We start from the raw sequence: 16551 nt of genomic DNA on the forward strand, positions 1-16551 counted from the left end.
TTCTTAACCCTCCTTTGCAACTGCGCATAAATTTTTATTTTTTGTCTGTGAAATATCTTCAAGTACTTCCTTAAAACTATCAATTAATTTGGGTAATACTTCAAAAACATCTCCATGTATTCCATAGGTAGCTAACTTCATCATTTCACACTCTGAATCTGTATTTATACAAACTATAGTTTCAGCTCCCTGTATTCCAACAGTATGCTGTATTGCACCAGAAATTCCTACTGCAAAATACAGCTTTGGGGACACAGTTTGACCAGTCTGTCCAACTTGTCGTTTATGATCAACTAAGCCTTTCTCCACAGCACCACGGCTTCCTGCAACTACACCGCCAATAACCTTTGCTAACTCACAAAGCAACTTAAATCCTTCCTGATTCTGCACGCCTCTTCCACCACAAACTATAATTTTAGCATCCTGAAGTTTTGCATTTTCTAACTGTTCCTTAATAATTTCAAGCACCCAAGTTCTAAGAGATTTTTCTTCAATTTTGAAATTTTCTCTAATTATAACGCCTTTTTTATTTACTTCAGGTTCTGGCATTGGCATAACTCTTGGACGAACAGTAGCCATTTGAGGACGATGTTTTTCACATACTATAGTAGCCATTATATTTCCACCAAAGGCTGGGCGACTGGCAAGTAATATTCTTTTTTCCAAATCAATATCTAGCTGAGTACAATCCGCTGTAAGTCCGGTTTTCATTGCAGTTGCAACAGCACCAGCTAAATCTCTTCCGGTAGTTGTTGCTCCCATTAACAATATTTCTGGTTTATACTTACTTATTAAATAACGGAAAGCTCTATTGTAAGTCTCTGTCCTATAAAAATGAAATACTTCATCGTCTATGACATATACGGTATCTACGCCATGTAAAAAAAGCTCATATATTATAGATTCAACTTTATCACCTAATAAAACTGTACATACCTTTACCTCTAATTTTAAAGCAAGCTTTCTTGCAGCACCAATAAGTTCAAGAGTAACAGAGGCTAGTTTACCCTCCAATTGTTCTGCAAAAACCCATACATCTCCAGTAGGCTTTTCTGACTTTGAAGCTTTACTACTTTCCTTAATCTCATTCTTCAAGATATCATTGGCTTTCTTTTTGCCACCTGAAATACTTAACGAAGAAACTGGACACACCGATACACACTTTCCACATTCAGTACACTTTTCTTTACTAGCTACTAATTTACCTTCTCCATTAATCCCCAATGCATCGAAAGGACAACTTGGGATACAGGATTCACATCCAATACAAGAATCTGCAATTATAACTGCCATCTAACTATTCCTCCTTTCAATCTATCCGTAAGCTGTTTTACCACCTCATCAATGTTGCCCTTTAATAACTCCCCACCAGGCCTTTGAGCTGGAGGAAATATACGTCGAACTGAAGTTGGAGAGCCTTTAAGTCCTAACTGGCTCATATCTGCTTTAAAATCATTAATTCCCAAAACTGTTGCTCTATAGCGGGCTGCTCTAATCATATTTGGCAGTGGTGAATAACTTAAGTCATTTATATCGTTTTCTACTGTAATTAAGCAGGGAAGTTTTGATTCAACAACTTCGTAACCATTATCAATTTTTCTATGTACTATTACAGTACTATTTTTCGCATTCAAACATTTTATCTTTTCCACATAGGTTAACTGCGGTATTCCAAGTCTAGATGCAATACCTGGCCCAACCTGAGCAGTGTCCCCATCAATAGCTTGCTTTCCACAAAAAATTAAGTCAACATGTTCTTTTTCCATTATTTTTTTTATTCCCATTGCAAGTATATAGCTTGTAGCCAGGGTATCAGAACCAGCAAAGGCTCTATCTGAAAGAAGATATCCTTCATCTGCTCCCATTTCAATACACTTTTTAATAACTTCCTCTGCTTGTGGTGGCCCCATTGATATAATAGAAACCTTACCTCCAAGCATATTTTTAATTTTTACGGCTTCCTCCACAGCGTGTGCATCATAAGGATTAATAATTGTAGGTGCACTTGATCTGTCTAGGGTATTTGTTTTTGGATCCATTTTAATTTCTGTAGTATCTGGTACTTGTTTCACACAAACTAAAGCATGCAATTAAACAACAACTCCTTCAATTTTTATTTAAAATTATTATTCTCAATCATTTCTCATTGTTTGCTCTCTATTATATAAGCCTCATGTGAAGAAAAAATGAAGGCTAAATAATTTGAAAATTTGTTCTTAAAAATCTTTATAAAATCTTCACATGATTAATCTATAGTGTATATAAAGCAAAAATTTAAATCTACTTACAGCATTAATAGTTGTAAATATATTTAGGAGGATACATGATGAGACAAAAATTTAAAATATGGTTAAGAGCTGCAAGACCTTTTTCTTTAACAGCTTCTATAATACCAGTTACAATAGGTGCTATATTTGCTGGGAAAGAATCAAAATTTCAGTTTACATACTACCTACTTTCCTTATTGGCCGCTGTACTTTTGCAAGCTTCATCAAATATGCTCAATGATTATGATGATTTTATAAATAAAGTTGATACAAAAGAATCTGGATCTTCTAGTGGTATTATTTTTGAAAATTTATTGACTCCTGAAGAACTATCTAAAGGAGGACGCTTAGTTTTAGCTTTAGGATGTATACTGGGATTATTTTTAGCTTTTCAAAAAGGATTCTTTATTCTAATTCTAGGTACTGTAGGAGCTTTAAGTGGTTATTTTTATACCGGGAAACCCCTTATGCTAAAATACAGAGGCCTAGGCGCCCCTTTAATATTTATAATCTTTGGACCCTTGATGACGCTTGGTGGATATTTTGTTCAAGTACAGAAAATTAATACAAATGTACTTCTTTTATCTATACCAGTTGGACTTTTAACTACAGCAATTTTGCATGCAAATGATATTAGGGATGTTTATCATGATAAAAAAGCTGGAATAAAAACTCTATCTATAATTATTGGAAGAATTGGTTCCTGCTATATATATTATGGTTTAATTTCTCTATCATATATTTCTGTTTTAGTCATGACTTACTATAGAATTACTCCCATTTGGAGTTTATTTTGCCTAGTTACATTACCAACAGCATTAAAAAATATAAGTAAATTGCATATATCTAATGGATTTACTTATGAGCTTGCTGCCCTTGATCAAGAAACAGCAAAATTACAGGGGCAATTTGGAGTTATTCTTATTATTTCAATACTATTTTCAAGATAAAGGAGGCATTATCCTTGAACAATAAAAACTATAAATATTTAACTTTTACACTGCTTGCAGCTGCAATATTATGGTACTTAATGTTTGTTATAAAACCCTTTAATTTCTGGATAGAAATGAGTGGATCAATATTATTATTGATAATGATGGCTTACTTTGCTAATAGAGATATCTTTTCCTTCGGAAAAATAAAAGTGAGATATATTTTTATTGGAGTAGTCTCAGCCATAGTCTTATACGGAATATTTTATGCTGGAAACATTATATCCGCATACTTATTTCCATTTAAGGATGCTCAAATATCATCAGTTTATAGTAATAAATCAAATGCTAACCTGACACTAATAGGCTTGCTGCTATTTTTTATAATTGGTCCAGGTGAAGAACTGTACTGGAGAGGCTTTATACAAAATACTTTAGCTAAGAAATTTGGAGAAAACAAAGGATATTTATTTTCAGTTTTACTATATACAGCTGTGCATATTGTTACAGGCAATTTTATGCTAATTATAGCAGCTTTGGTATGCGGATTATTCTGGGGATGGCTTTATAAAAAAGAGAAGAGCCTTATTCCAGTAATTATCTCTCACGCTATTTGGGATTTAACAATATTTGTTTTACTTCCACTAATGTAATTTCTTTAGTTATGTGTAGGAAAACATTATAAACTTAATTATGAAAAGAGGTATATTTCATATGGTTAATAATACTATTGATGTACAAAATATTTTTTCTTCTATTGCAGGAAACTATGATAAGTTAAATTCAGTTCTAACTTTTAATATAGATAAAATGTGGAGAAAAAAAGCTATAGAAGCATGTGCTTTAAAAGCTAATGATAAAGTCTTAGATCTATGCTGTGGTACAGGGCAGATGATTAATTATGCCTGCAGAAAAGTTGGAAAAGATACTGAAGTTATAGGGCTTGATTTCAATGAAGCTATGCTTAATGTTGGATATAAAAGACTTAATCAAAGCATGAAAAATTATAAGTTTAAGCTAATAAAAGGTGATATTTTAGAGTTACCTTTTGAAGATAATAGTTTTCAATGTGTAACAATTGCTTTTGGTATTAGAAATATTAAAGATAAAAATAGAGCTTTATCAGAAATGCATAGAGTCTTAAAACCTGGTGGAAAGCTAATTTGTCTTGAGCTCTCTAATCCAGAACTTCCTGTTTTTAAGGAATTTCATGCAGCATATTTAAAATTCGTTCTACCTACTATTGGTTATATAGGTACAAAAGATAAAGAAGCTTATACTTATCTTAGAAATTCTGTAAAAAAGTTTATGCCAAAAAATGAATTAAAATATTTATTTGATAATGCTGGTTTTATAAATACTGGTTATACATCTTTAACTGTTGGAATTGCTTCTATTCATTATGGAGTAAAAAAATAGATACTAAATTATATCTTCATATTTTCTTCACAGCAAGTCTCTATAATAACAATTGTTAGTGGAGATATAATCAAACAAATGATGTATTAATTTTCTTAATTAGAATATATAGGTGGTGAAAAAATGAGCTTCAATAAAATCTCAACCCCAATAATAAAAGAACTTAATCAACTTGAATTAGAATTTAAAAAAATTGCAGCAGAATTAGACGGAACTACAAAAGAAGGCATATTTAGTTACTTTTTTTCAATTCCAGGTAAGCGTCTAAGACCCACATTAGCATTTTTATCTACAGGTGCTATTAAAAGCGAGCTTACTCCATCTGCAAAACATAACTTAATTCAACTAGCAATGGGTCTAGAACTTATTCACAGCGCAAGCCTAATTCATGATGATATCATAGATGGCGACTTACTAAGACGTGGACAAAGAACCTTAAATAAAACCTTTGGAAATAAAATAGCAGTGCTTGCTGGTGATGCTTTGTACTCAAGAGCCTTTACTATTTTCTCAGATACTCTACCAAAAGAATTTGCTAGGGTAATGGGTAGAGTTACCGAATCAATGTCTGTAGCTGAAATACTTAATGCTAACAATCCTTCACCAGATCGTGAAACCTATTTTAAAATCATTTTAGGAAAAACAGCATCCTTTATGAGCGCTTGTTGCCAGCTTGGTGCCAGCATAGCTTATGGCACTTACGAAGAGTCTAATATGCTTTCTAAATACGGTGAAAACCTTGGTATAGCATATCAAATACTAGATGACTATATGGATGGAGATGCCGTTGCAATGAAAAATGTAACTATTGAAGAGGGTTTTCAATTTGCATATGCTGCTAAAGCTTCTATTGACAATTTAAAAGACTCAGCTTACAAGAAAAGTTTAATTATGTTAGTAGATTATGTTTTGGATTTTTATAGTCCTAAAGTAGAAAATGCACTATAGTAACCATTTTCTTTAAACTTAATTTATAACTACAAGAAGGAGTGTGTATAAAAATGAAAAACAAACTAATGAAAAAACTATCAATTATTTCAGCTCTTGTTCTAACTTTGTCTACATCAGTGTTAGCTGATGGCAGTGGAAAAAAGATAGATAAGACGGTTGATGGAGTTAAGACAACTCTTATGTTGACAGGAGATAAGGCTAAAACTGGTGAAAACCAATTAACATTGATGTTATCTGATAATAACAATAAACCAATAAGTAATGCTGATGTTAAAGTATCCGTAGAAATGGACAAAGGCAGTATGGGTGATATGAATATGGATGGCTCCAAGCCTGAAGCTGTTCAATTTACAAAAGGTCATGAAGATGGCGAGTATGTTGGAACTGTAAAATTTAGTGATAAAGGTAAATGGAAAGTTAAAACAAGCTTTACAGCAAATAATGCTAAAAAAATGGCTGATTTTGATGTTGATGTAGCAAGTTCTGGCCCTAACTGGTTTATTGTTGGTGGATTCTTAATAATAGCTTTCCTAATTATAGTAACTGCTGCTATATCAAAGAAAAATAAAAAAGCTTTGAAGTCATAGAAAGTGAGATGATGTTTTGTGGCAAAAGAAAAGAAAACTTTAACTGATGAAGAAAAAGCACTCTCATATGATGATAAAAATCTTCTAGATAACAAAAAATTTGCAAACTTTATGAAAAGTAAATGGTATCCTGGTATTTTTCAATGGCCAGTAGCAATAGTATTTGCCTTTATAGTTTATGAACTTTTATTTGGTTCTACTAGTGCTCACGATAACTTTGGAACTGCTGCTACATGGGTATTATGGTGGCCCTTACTTCCAATTATAATGCTATTATTAGGTAGGTTCTGGTGTACAATTTGTCCTTTTGGAACACTTAATGATTTAGTTCAAAAATTTGTTGGTAATAATAAACCAGTACCTAAATTTCTAAAAAAATATGGAATTTGGATAATTGATGCCATATTCCTTCTAATTACCTGGAGTGATCACATTTTTGGTGTTGTTGAGTCTCCAAGAGGATCTGGTAATCTACTATTGCTGATTACACTTGGTGTAATAGCTTCTGGTGCTATATTTGAACGTAGAACTTGGTGTAGATATGTCTGCTTTTTAGGTGGTTTATCTGCCAACTATAGTAGAACAGGAATGATGGAACTTAGAGGTACACCTGAAAAATGTGCTAAATGTAATGTTGCTGCTTGTTATAAAGGAAGTGATAAAGCAGCAGGATGTCCTATGTTTGAATTTCCAAGAATTATGGATACTAATGCAGAATGTAACTTCTGTGGAAACTGTGTAAAGAGTTGTCCTAATAATTCTATTAGAATATCTAGACGTGTACCTACTAGAGAATTATGGTTTATTCGCAAGCCAAAGCTTGAAGAATCCTTTCTTTCCATTGTAATTATGGGTATAGTATTTGTACAAAATATTACTATGCTTAATATATGGCAGCCTATATTAAATGAGCTTGAAAAAGCTACAGGTACAACTAGCTACTATGTAACTTTCACTATAACATTTATTATAGCAATGTTAATTCCTATAATAATGCTATTAGTAACAGGATTCATTGCTAAGAAATTCAATGGAGATTCTGTTAAACAAAACTTTACTAAGTTTGGATATGCTATCATTCCTTTAGACATGGCTGCCCATATAGCTCATAACCTTTTCCATCTATTAGCAGAAGGTAAATCAATCTTTTATGCTTTTATGGGGCTATTTGGAATGAAGATGCATGGTTCAACAGCAATTTTGGATACTCCAACAATACAAGCTCTTCAATATATTTTAATTGTTCTTGGAACTATAGGATCAATATATACTGCTTATAAACTTGCTAAGAGTAATTATGGTGATAAGAATGGTAAGTCTCTAAAAACTTCAATGGTATACGGTGTTTTAATGCTAATATTAGCTATTGTAAACATATTACTATTCTCACTTCCAATGGCAATGCGTATGTAGTTTGAATGCTATCAGGAAATATTTTTCTGATAGCATTTTCTTCATAAAATTCTCCATGCATTATCCTCTATTAATTTTATTTCTCTTAATCATTTTCTTACTCTAACTATTTGGCCTTTATTTATCTGATGTAATACTTTTGTTGAAACTTTTGTTAATGAATAAGGTGATCCTCCACCAGTATAAATGAGATCATTTTCCATAACTTTTGGGTCAATTAGAAATATCGCTTCATAGCCAAATGACGGTACCCCGCCACATATGTATCCGGTTTTATCCAATACCTCTTCGGGAGTTGCAATTTGGGGAATTTCTATATTTAATGCTTTTGCTACCCTTGATGTACTTACCCTATCTTTCCCTCTAACAATAGCAACAATAAGATTGTCATCGTCATCTATTAAACATATGCTTTTTACAATATCATTTGGAGATACATGAGCAGCAGATGCAGCCTCTTCTACAGTGTGACAGGTATTCTCATAAGTATACTGTTCTGCATCTATGCTGTTTTCTATCATATACCCTCTCAATTTTTCCTCAAACTCTTTCAATTTTATCACTCCATTTCAATTTTAAATATATTTACGATAGACACTTAAATTATACTCCGACATATGTTGAGTGTCTGGTTTGGATATCCATATTACAATCCCAATTTAAACTTCAACTAAATTGTACCACATTTTCAAAAATTCTCACAATCATATAAAAACATTTGAAAGTGACTAGCACTAAATGATACCAACCTCTTTTTTATTTTACTTTGTGAGAATGCATTTTTACATTTGAGGAATAATATTATCAGTTATTTAGAAGGTGCAGTATAGGAGGATAATATTATGGTAAAAAAGCATCAAGGATTGTCTTCAGGACATCTTACAATGATGGCATTAGGTTCTGTTATAGGAGGTTCATTTTTTCTGGGCACAGCTGTAGCTATTAATGCTGCTGGACCCTCTGTTATAATATCTTACATATTGGGAGGAATATTGGTTTACTTTATACTATATGCTTTATCGGAAATGACTGTGGCAAATCCTCATTCTGGTTCATTTCGTGCCTTTGCAGCACATTACTTTGGTCCAGGAACTGGATTTGTTGTTGGTTGGGTATATTGGCTTGGAATGATTCTGTCAATGTCCAGTGAAGCTACTGCTATTTCAATCTTGATACGTAATTGGTTTCCTAAAATGTCTATTGCCTTAATGGGAAGCTTGATAATAATTATTATTACTTTACTGAATTTACTAGGAGCAAGAATGATAAGCAAATTGGCAAGTAGTCTTTCTGCTATAAAGTTGGTAGCTATAGTCTTCTTCATTATTATATCAGCTTTACTTATCATAGGAGCATTTCCTGGAATATCATCAGTTGGTATTGGCGAACTTGCAAGGGAATCATTCATGCCGGGCGGAATAAAGGGAATTGCAGGAAGTATGCTTATAGTTATGTTTGCCTATGCAGGGTTTGAAATAATTGGATTAGCCGCTTCTGAAACCTCTAACCCTGAAGAAACAATTCCTAAAGCAATTAGAAATACCGTTTTCGGTCTTGTAGGATTATATATACTTTCTGCTATTGCACTGCTTCCTTTAGTTCCAACCTCTGCACTAAATGAAAATATAAGTCCTATGGTAGAAGCTCTTAATAGATGGGGAATGGGATGGGCTAGTACTGTTATGAATCTGGTACTTATGACAGCCATATTGTCTGCTTCCCTAGCATCCATGTTTGGAATTGGAAGAATGATGAGATCAATTGCAGATGAAGGTCATGCATCAAAATGGTTGAAGGACAAAAAAGATATACCTTATCGTGGAATGTTGTTTTCTGGCTTTGTCATGCTATTAACATTATGGTTTGGATTTCTATTTCCAAGGGTGTATTTATTCCTAATAAGCGCCAGTGGATTTGCACTACTCTCTACCTACGTAGTAATTCTAGCCAGCCATATACGGTTTCGTAAAATGTGCGGATGCCCTCCTAATGGGAAATGCCAAATGCCTGGATTTCCTTATGGCTCCTGGTTTACTTTAATAGGTATGATTGTTGTTATATTCAGCATGCCCTTTATCCCTGGACAGGAAGCAGGACTTATAGCTGGAATTGTAATGGTGGCATTTTTTTCAGTAATTTACATGGCAATAAAATTTTTCAATAAATCTGAAGTAAAAGATACTACTGATAGAAGTATTGATATTAGAAAGCATCATGGTAAATTTGTAACAGAATTTTCCAAGGAATTGGCAAGAAAAAATAAAAACAAAGATAAATAAATATAAGAAGGAGAATCCCTATCAGCTGAGACTTCTCCCTCTTTATTATTTACGAAATATATATTTTTACATAATTACGGTATAATATTCAAGTATAATTTAATGACTGTAGATTGATTTAATATTAAATGTTTTTAAGTGTTCTCGTTATCTCATTTTCATATATTCCACCATGATAACATATTATTCTATCAATATCATAATATAAAAACTTTTTAATAGACTTTTTAGCCTCTTCTATGTCTAAAGTATACTGAGGTAGTGCAATATCTAAATTTCCGTTTTCTACAACCAAAGCATCTCCAGTTATTAATGATTTACTTTCTTTGTGATAAATAGATATGTGACCTGGCATATGTCCAGGTGTAGCTATTATTTCAATTCCTCCACAAAACTCTAAATAATCTTTATCTTTCAATGTTAGATCTACATTACAACTTTCTACTGCTTCAAGGATTTTATGAAAATAATTCGCTTGCTCTTTTTCCTCTTCTGTTAAAGAATCATATATACTTTCAGCTTGTTGTAGTCTTAACGATTTTTTTTCAGCATTAATATATGGTGCATCTTCTTTAGATGCTAATATCTGTATATTAGGATATTGTCTCTTAAATTCTGCTAGTGCTCCCATATGGTCAAAATCATGATGGGTTATAATTATTTTAGACAACTTTTTTATATTAACTCCATTATTTATTGCAACATCTTCTATCAATCTGAAAAAATCAGGATATCCACAATCTATTAGTACCATCTCATTTTCATCTTCTAGGATTACAGGATAAATAGTGTCGTTTTTGTCACCAAATTTGAAAGACACTTCTAATATATTTATCTTACCCATGCTAATCACTCCTAACAATAATCTAGTACTTAAATAGTATCACATATTTGAAACTTGTAGTTAGTCTATAAATATTTATGTATTATTTATTCCCACATCCTAACTATAAGCATACATGCTCTCATGATTTATTTATAATACATTTTATATTTTCTAATAAATTTTCCTAATACTATTTTGAGTAAGATAATATTTATTTGCTAATTCCTTAACCGAACTTCCATTATTAAAGCAAAAACTGCACAAAACTATTTTGATTAAATATCTCTTTTAAAGCAACTCCTAACAAAATATGTTCTGTGTTATTACAGTCTTTGCTTGGAGCTTAATGCACTAACTCGTATTTGTATGGATATCTTCAGCATCTCAAATAGTCTCCATGCAATTTAACCTGGAGAGGTTGGAGTTGATTTCAAAAACAGATTCATTAACCGGGCTATACAACCGGAGATATATTATATAAAAACTTCAAAATGAGTTTATAAATTATAAAAAAAGCAGACGATGTATTATATAAAGGAAAAGCTCAAGGAAGGAACTATGTTGTTTTATCATAATTCTTCAATTCAATTTACAAACTGCTGCAATTTCACAGGCTTATCTTACAGCTTATCATTAAGGATATAACCATTAACCCATACATAACAATTATCAAGGCTAATCCCAAGTTCGATGAAAGAATACAAAAGCACTTTCTTAAAAGAAAAAATGAAGAATCCTCACCTGTTTAGAGTTCTTCATTCATTTAAAACAAAATAAATGTTTTAAGGGTGCTTAGTGCTACCAACACTAGGCACTTCTTATTTATATTATATGAAACTTTTTATAAAAATAAACATATTCTTATAATTCACCTAGATTATGATACGGTTTAGAATACTTAAATTCTTATTAAAACTAGTCATATGAACGGTTCTAGATAAAATCTATGTTACTTATGATATGCTTTGCTGTAACAGATATACCACATACTTTTTTCATGCTTAACATCCTTGATAAGTATTTAGGCGAGTTGAATGAATATGTATATGGAATGCCAAACATTACAAATCCACAAATTAGTAGATTGTTTAAAAAGAAAAAGAAACTTAAATTACTTTTTTCTATTATTAAACCATTCAATTGTTGCATTTTTGACTTCCTTAGGAAGTTTTTTATTATATACCTCATCATATAGCCATGCCAATGTCTTATTACTTAAATATTTTCTCATTTCATCTTCTGCTTCTAACATTACAACTTTTATTAAACAAGGACATTTGGTATGCGTATCGGGTAAATTATCTTTATCTAATAATATATTATTTTGTCTAATTTCTGCACATTGAAAAAACGGTTCACTTCCTTCTACTGCTTCAACAATATCCCAAAAAGTTATATCTTCTGCACTATGAGCTAGTGCATAACCACCTCTTACACCTGGCATAGATTTTATAATTCCTGACTTACTTAATTTTGCATATACTTTTGATAAATAAGTTTCCGATATACCTTGAAATGTGGCTAAATCCCTTATCCCCACAGATTTACCTTCTTCTGAGTTTACCATATATAGCAAGCAATGAATTGCATACTCTACTCCTACTGAAAATTTCATTTTCGCACTCCTTTGATATATTATCGTTCTTTTATTAATAATATCCTATTATTAATTCTCATTCAAGATAATCATACAGAATTAAATATATACTCTTTTACAAACTATTTTTATTGACAAAAGAAGAAAAAAATCATATTATAATTATAGATAATGTTAATCCACGATATTTATTATCTATAATTTATAAGAAAGAAGGAATATAGAATGTTTACAGAAAAATTTTTTAATGTGCTAAATCATGAAGGAGTAGTTTCTATTGTAACTTGTGCAAATAATGAAGCTCACGTAGTTAATACATGGAACAGTTATTTAATTATTGTAGAAGGAAATAAAATCTTAATTCCTGCAGCTGCTATGATTAAAACAGAAGAAAATGTTAATGCTAACCCTAAAGTTAAATTAACTCTTGGTAGTAAGGAGGTAATGGGCTACCAATATCCCGGAACTGGATTTTTGCTTGAAGGAACTGCTAAATTTCTAAAAGATGGAGATAACTTCAAGATGATGAAAGAAAAGTGCCCATTCCTTACAAGAACATTAGAAGTTACAGTTACTTCATGCAAACAAACACTATAATTTTCTACATGTAAGGAGAGACTTATGCCTAGAAGAATTAATAAATCAGATTGTGTAGGTTGCGGAACTTGTGAGCAAGTATGCATTATTGGGTCTATCGTAGAGGACAAAGATAGAAAAAGAATAATCACTGAATCTGCTTGTGTTGACTGTGGAGCTTGCCAATTGACTTGTCCTAGAAAATGTATTTCTGAAAAATAACTGAAAGAATAAGTTTAAAATTGAATTATCTTCGTTATTTGAGGAAACTATACCTATGTACTGATTCCAATGTTTTTACTTAAACTTCATCTTTTTTACTATTTCTATAAATCTTATAGGCGATGTAAATTAGATCTAAATTTTATTTAGATCTAATTTAAGATTATTTTATATTTTATTTTTTGCCTTTGGAAAGTAACCATATTAGCAAAACAGAATTAAACTATGACTCCATTGTAGTAAATATGTTTTTCTTTAATAATTCTAAATTCAAAAATCTAAAAACGGTACTAGAATTTTCTAATACCGTAGTGGTTTTCAATATCGGAGTCGATTAATAATTTATTTCCAAATTTAGTAAAAATCTAAACTTATTCATGGCATGCTTCTACATACATCACTCTAAAAAAGTCTACATCACTTATTGTAAGGTTCACTTTTAGTAATTTTAAACTTCCTTACAAAATATAATATAATTTTTAATGGATTTATTTTAAGTCGATAAGAACTGCAAATAAATACTAGTGTAACTATACGAAGATAATTATATTTTAATCAGGCTTTCAAATTGCTTATATCTTTCATAATCTGATTCATTACATTCCATGAATATCAGCACTCCATTACTGTTATACTCAGTTGATTTGATATTGGCATTATCCTTAAGGTATGACAATATATTTCCTTTTTCATAGGGGATTAACAGCTGGCAGAAAACGTGCTGTGGAAAATCCCTCTTGGAAATTTCATTTACTAGCTCATCTATTTTTGTATTATTTTTAGCAGAAATATATATGCAGTCTTTCTCATCTTTTGTGATTTCACCCTCAACTAAATCTGTCTTATTATAAGCATAAATAATAGGGATAGTATCTGCACCTAACTCTTTTAGTGTGTCCTTTGTAATTTTAATGTGTTGTTTGTAATTAGGATTTGAATAGTCAACTACATGAACCAGTATATCAGCTTCAGTAATTTCCTCTAAAGTTGAGCGGAATGCATTTACAAGCTGGTGAGGTAGCTTACTGATAAACCCTACTGTATCACTTAACAGGAAGGATTTATTATTGGGCGGCTTAATGTTTCTTACATAAGTTTCTAAGGTAGCGAATAACATATCCTTTTCAAATACCTTTTTATCAATTGAAGAACCGTACAAATCTATCAAGGAATTCATAATGCTTGACTTACCTGCATTTGTATATCCTACCAAAGCAACTGCAGGTATTCCTGATTTTTTGCGCTGTTTTCTTTGATTCTGACGTTGAATTACAAGCGTTTCCAGTTCTGCTTGCAGCCTACTGATTTTATCCTTTATCTTTCTGTGATCAAGTTCAAGTTTTATTTCTCCTGAACCTCTGCTTACAAATCTTACACTTCCTTCCTGCCGACTTAATGATCCTACAAGTACAGTTACTCTCGGCAGAACATATTGTAATTTTGCTATTTCTACCTGCAGCTGTGCTTCTTTGCTTTTAGCTCTCTTAGCCAAAATGTCCAAAATCAGAGCCGTTCTATCTATTACCTTGCATTTTAAAGCCGTATCCAAATTGCGAATTTGTGAAGGAGACAACTCATCATTAAAAATAACCACGTTCACATCTTTCTCATGAATTAATGTAAACAATTCTTGGATTTTTCCCTTACCTAGATAATGAGAGGAATACACTCGCTCTAATTTTTGAGTAATTTCACCAACTACCTCAATATCACATGCATCAGCTAGACTAGATAGCTCTTTCATCATATTTAAAAATTCCTTATCATTTTTGAGATTACAGCCTACAATTATTGCTCTTTGTTTTTGTTCCATACAGCTTACGACCTCCATTACCATTCCACTTTATACAAATAAAAAGGGTAGTCCTGTCACCTACCCATTTTAACATACTCTCATTCATAAGGCTAAAGCTCAAAAATCTTTGTTGCAATATTTTTGCAAAATTCGCTGTCATGTTCAACAAACAGTAAGGTTGGTGAATATTTAAGCAGTAACTCTTCTATCTGCATACGAGAGATAATATCAATAAAATTAAGTGGTTCATCCCAGATATGCAAATGAGCTTTCTCACAAAGACTTTTTGCAATGAGTACTTTTTTCTTTTGGCCACCGCTAAAAGATGACATATCCTTTTCAAATTGAGTTCTTGAAAAATCAAGCTGTCTTAAAATAGCTTTAAAAAGACTTTCGTCAATATTGCTTTCTAAATCGTAGTCAGTTAAGCTGCCTTTAAGCTGAGATGTATCCTGGGACACATAGGATATTTTAAGCTGACTTCCTTTATTGAAATTACCTGTGTAGTTTATATCTTCACCACAAATAAGCTTAATAAGGCTTGATTTTCCTGAGCCATTTTTACCTTTAAGTGCAATTCGCTCACCTTTCTCAATACTAAAGCTAACCTCTTTACAGACCATGGTGTCACCATAAAAAATCGAAACATTCTCAAGTTCCACAAATTTGTTTTTATGATAAACAAGTTGGGACATCTTCAGGCTGTCGGAGCTTTCGATATTTTTGAGAAACTTAGACTTTTCTTCAATAGCAGCTTGCTGTCTGCTTTCAATTGACTTAGAGCGTTTCATCATCTTAGCAGCTTTATGTCCAACATAACCTTTATCAAGCTTGGATCCAGAGTTTGTTGTTCCTTTTTTTGATTTTTCTACTTCATGTGACCAATTACTTGTTCGTTTAGCAGACTCTGATAAGCGATTAATATCTTTTCTAAGCTTCTCGTTTTCTGCAAGCTCAAAGTTATCCTGCCTCTGCTTATTTTCCCACCAGTTAGAAAAATCACCTTTTTGTATTTCTATATTTGTCTTATTTATTGAAAGAACGTGGTCAATACAATTATCCAAAAAATACCTATCGTGTGAGATAAGAATAAATCCTTTCTTTTTTCTAAGGTAATTACTTAGTTTTTTTCTAGCTTCAGCATCCAAATGATTAGTAGGTTCATCAATAAGTAAGAAGGAGTTCTCCTTCAAAAACATAGCAACAAGCAATACTTTGGTCTTTTCTCCTTTTGATAGTGTATAAAACTGTCTGTATAAAACATCATCGTCTATATCTAAAAGCGATAATTCTTTCATTATTTCCCAATCCATTGAATTTGGACTGATTTCTCTTATGATATCTATAGTAAAATTTTCTTCTTCCTTCACCTTATAAGGAAAATATTCAAAGGTTACATTCGCTGAAATATTTCCAGTATACTCATATTTACCAAGTAAAAGATTCAGAAATGTAGTTTTTCCTCGTCCATTTCTTCCGGTAAAGCCCAATTTCCAATCGGTATCAATTTGAAAGCTTACATTTTCAAAAATATTATCACAACTGCCTTCATAAGCGAAGGTCAGGTTTGTTACATTTATTAAAGACATATTTTTTATCCTCCTTTGTAATTAAAAGTACAAATAACAAAGTCGGAGGCATAGGCGACTGGTATTACTCCATATAAGTGTCGCCCGAAGTATCCGGC

Annotated in this window: 16 protein-coding genes and 1 pseudogene; 10 read left to right on the plus strand and 7 right to left on the minus strand. The window is 31.8% G+C overall.

What is annotated here, in order from left to right; translation table 11 throughout:
- Positions 1-3 precede the first annotated feature (3 nt).
- The gene (locus Q6H37_RS17915; RefSeq protein WP_318734799.1) at positions 4-1293 is read right to left on the minus strand and encodes an FAD-binding protein; all 1290 of its coding nucleotides are present in this window, start codon (positions 1291-1293) and stop codon (positions 4-6) included.
- Positions 1281-2090, minus strand: a complete 810-nt coding sequence (locus Q6H37_RS17920) for an electron transfer flavoprotein subunit beta/FixA family protein (RefSeq protein WP_318734801.1) — start codon at positions 2088-2090, stop codon at positions 1281-1283. The genes Q6H37_RS17915 and Q6H37_RS17920 overlap by 13 nt, the downstream gene beginning before the upstream one ends.
- Positions 2091-2326: 236 nt before the next feature.
- Between Q6H37_RS17920 and menA the strand changes: the two genes are divergently transcribed.
- The 6 genes from menA (at position 2327) to Q6H37_RS17950 (ending at position 7569) form a co-directional block, all read left to right on the plus strand.
- Positions 2327-3217, plus strand: a complete 891-nt coding sequence (menA, locus tag Q6H37_RS17925) for a 1,4-dihydroxy-2-naphthoate octaprenyltransferase (RefSeq protein WP_318734803.1) — start codon at positions 2327-2329, stop codon at positions 3215-3217.
- A gap of 14 nt (positions 3218-3231) precedes the next feature.
- Positions 3232-3852 carry a type II CAAX endopeptidase family protein gene (locus Q6H37_RS17930; RefSeq protein WP_318734806.1) on the plus strand — a complete coding sequence of 207 codons (621 nt, stop codon included), beginning with the start codon at positions 3232-3234 and terminating at the stop codon, positions 3850-3852.
- A gap of 61 nt (positions 3853-3913) precedes the next feature.
- Positions 3914-4618, plus strand: coding sequence for a bifunctional demethylmenaquinone methyltransferase/2-methoxy-6-polyprenyl-1,4-benzoquinol methylase UbiE (gene ubiE, locus Q6H37_RS17935; protein WP_318734809.1), 705 nt, complete (start codon positions 3914-3916; stop codon positions 4616-4618).
- A 123-nt stretch (positions 4619-4741) separates the two neighbouring features.
- Positions 4742-5566, plus strand: a complete 825-nt coding sequence (locus Q6H37_RS17940; RefSeq protein WP_318734811.1) for a polyprenyl synthetase family protein — start codon at positions 4742-4744, stop codon at positions 5564-5566.
- 53 nt (positions 5567-5619) lie between these two features.
- A complete protein-coding gene (locus tag Q6H37_RS17945) occupies positions 5620-6156 on the plus strand; it encodes a FixH family protein (protein WP_318734812.1) in 537 nt (178 codons plus the stop codon).
- Between the two features lie 18 nt (positions 6157-6174).
- Positions 6175-7569: a 4Fe-4S binding protein gene (locus Q6H37_RS17950; protein ID WP_318734814.1), complete on the plus strand. Its 1395-nt coding sequence runs from the start codon at positions 6175-6177 to the stop codon at positions 7567-7569.
- Positions 7570-7658: 89 nt separating this feature from the next.
- Here the strand turns inward: Q6H37_RS17950 and Q6H37_RS17955 are convergent, their stop codons facing one another.
- A complete protein-coding gene (locus Q6H37_RS17955; protein WP_318734817.1) occupies positions 7659-8123 on the minus strand; it encodes a YbaK/EbsC family protein in 465 nt (154 codons plus the stop codon).
- Between the two features lie 288 nt (positions 8124-8411).
- Between Q6H37_RS17955 and Q6H37_RS17960 the strand changes: the two genes are divergently transcribed.
- Positions 8412-9848 carry an amino acid permease gene (locus Q6H37_RS17960; RefSeq protein WP_318734820.1) on the plus strand — a complete coding sequence of 479 codons (1437 nt, stop codon included), beginning with the start codon at positions 8412-8414 and terminating at the stop codon, positions 9846-9848.
- A 124-nt stretch (positions 9849-9972) separates the two neighbouring features.
- On the opposite strand, the gene Q6H37_RS17965 is transcribed toward Q6H37_RS17960, so the two are convergent.
- Positions 9973-10692, minus strand: a complete 720-nt coding sequence (locus tag Q6H37_RS17965) for an MBL fold metallo-hydrolase (RefSeq protein ID WP_318734822.1) — start codon at positions 10690-10692, stop codon at positions 9973-9975.
- A gap of 994 nt (positions 10693-11686) precedes the next feature.
- Here Q6H37_RS17965 and Q6H37_RS17970 point away from each other — a divergent pair.
- Positions 11687-11788 (plus strand): annotated as a pseudogene (locus tag Q6H37_RS17970) (elongation factor G-binding protein); the annotation flags it as partial.
- Here Q6H37_RS17970 and Q6H37_RS17975 read toward each other — a convergent pair.
- Positions 11786-12289: an Rrf2 family transcriptional regulator gene (locus Q6H37_RS17975; RefSeq protein ID WP_318734825.1), complete on the minus strand. Its 504-nt coding sequence runs from the start codon at positions 12287-12289 to the stop codon at positions 11786-11788. The pseudogene Q6H37_RS17970 and the gene Q6H37_RS17975 overlap by 3 nt on opposite strands.
- 207 nt (positions 12290-12496) lie before the next feature.
- Here Q6H37_RS17975 and Q6H37_RS17980 point away from each other — a divergent pair, with 207 nt between their 5' ends.
- Positions 12497-12868 (plus strand): pyridoxamine 5'-phosphate oxidase family protein, encoded by a 372-nt coding sequence (locus tag Q6H37_RS17980; protein WP_318734828.1) that lies wholly within the window; start codon positions 12497-12499, stop codon positions 12866-12868.
- A gap of 24 nt (positions 12869-12892) precedes the next feature.
- Complete coding sequence (locus tag Q6H37_RS17985) at positions 12893-13069, plus strand: 4Fe-4S binding protein (protein ID WP_318734830.1); 177 nt, start codon at positions 12893-12895, stop codon at positions 13067-13069.
- A gap of 544 nt (positions 13070-13613) precedes the next feature.
- Here the strand turns inward: Q6H37_RS17985 and hflX are convergent.
- Complete coding sequence (gene hflX / locus Q6H37_RS17990; protein WP_318734832.1) at positions 13614-14882, minus strand: GTPase HflX; 1269 nt, start codon at positions 14880-14882, stop codon at positions 13614-13616.
- 92 nt (positions 14883-14974) lie between these two features.
- Entirely contained in the window at positions 14975-16453 is a 1479-nt protein-coding gene (locus Q6H37_RS17995; RefSeq protein WP_318734835.1) for an Lsa family ABC-F type ribosomal protection protein, read from the minus strand.
- Positions 16454-16551 lie beyond the last annotated feature (98 nt).

Origin of the sequence: Clostridium sp. JS66, assembly GCF_033561535.1 — a bacterium.
In the GTDB taxonomy this organism is placed as follows: Bacteria; Bacillota; Clostridia; order Clostridiales; family Clostridiaceae; genus Clostridium_AM; species Clostridium_AM carboxidivorans.

Excerpts from the sequence above, each read along its gene's own strand:
- Q6H37_RS17915 (WP_318734799.1), bottom strand. The coding sequence starts at position 1,293 with ATGGCAGTTATAATTGCAGATTCTTGTATTGGATGTGAATCCTGTATC.
- menA (WP_318734803.1), top strand. The coding sequence starts at position 2,327 with ATGAGACAAAAATTTAAAATATGGTTAAGAGCTGCAAGACCTTTTTCT.
- ubiE (WP_318734809.1), top strand. The coding sequence starts at position 3,914 with ATGGTTAATAATACTATTGATGTACAAAATATTTTTTCTTCTATTGCA.
- Q6H37_RS17940 (WP_318734811.1), top strand. The coding sequence starts at position 4,742 with ATGAGCTTCAATAAAATCTCAACCCCAATAATAAAAGAACTTAATCAA.
- Q6H37_RS17945 (WP_318734812.1), top strand. The coding sequence starts at position 5,620 with ATGAAAAACAAACTAATGAAAAAACTATCAATTATTTCAGCTCTTGTT.
- Q6H37_RS17960 (WP_318734820.1), top strand. The coding sequence starts at position 8,412 with ATGGTAAAAAAGCATCAAGGATTGTCTTCAGGACATCTTACAATGATG.
- Q6H37_RS17965 (WP_318734822.1), bottom strand. The coding sequence starts at position 10,692 with ATGGGTAAGATAAATATATTAGAAGTGTCTTTCAAATTTGGTGACAAA.
- Q6H37_RS17975 (WP_318734825.1), bottom strand. The coding sequence starts at position 12,289 with ATGAAATTTTCAGTAGGAGTAGAGTATGCAATTCATTGCTTGCTATAT.
- Q6H37_RS17980 (WP_318734828.1), top strand. The coding sequence starts at position 12,497 with ATGTTTACAGAAAAATTTTTTAATGTGCTAAATCATGAAGGAGTAGTT.
- Q6H37_RS17985 (WP_318734830.1), top strand. The coding sequence starts at position 12,893 with ATGCCTAGAAGAATTAATAAATCAGATTGTGTAGGTTGCGGAACTTGT.
- hflX (WP_318734832.1), bottom strand. The coding sequence starts at position 14,882 with ATGGAACAAAAACAAAGAGCAATAATTGTAGGCTGTAATCTCAAAAAT.
- Q6H37_RS17995 (WP_318734835.1), bottom strand. The coding sequence starts at position 16,453 with ATGTCTTTAATAAATGTAACAAACCTGACCTTCGCTTATGAAGGCAGT.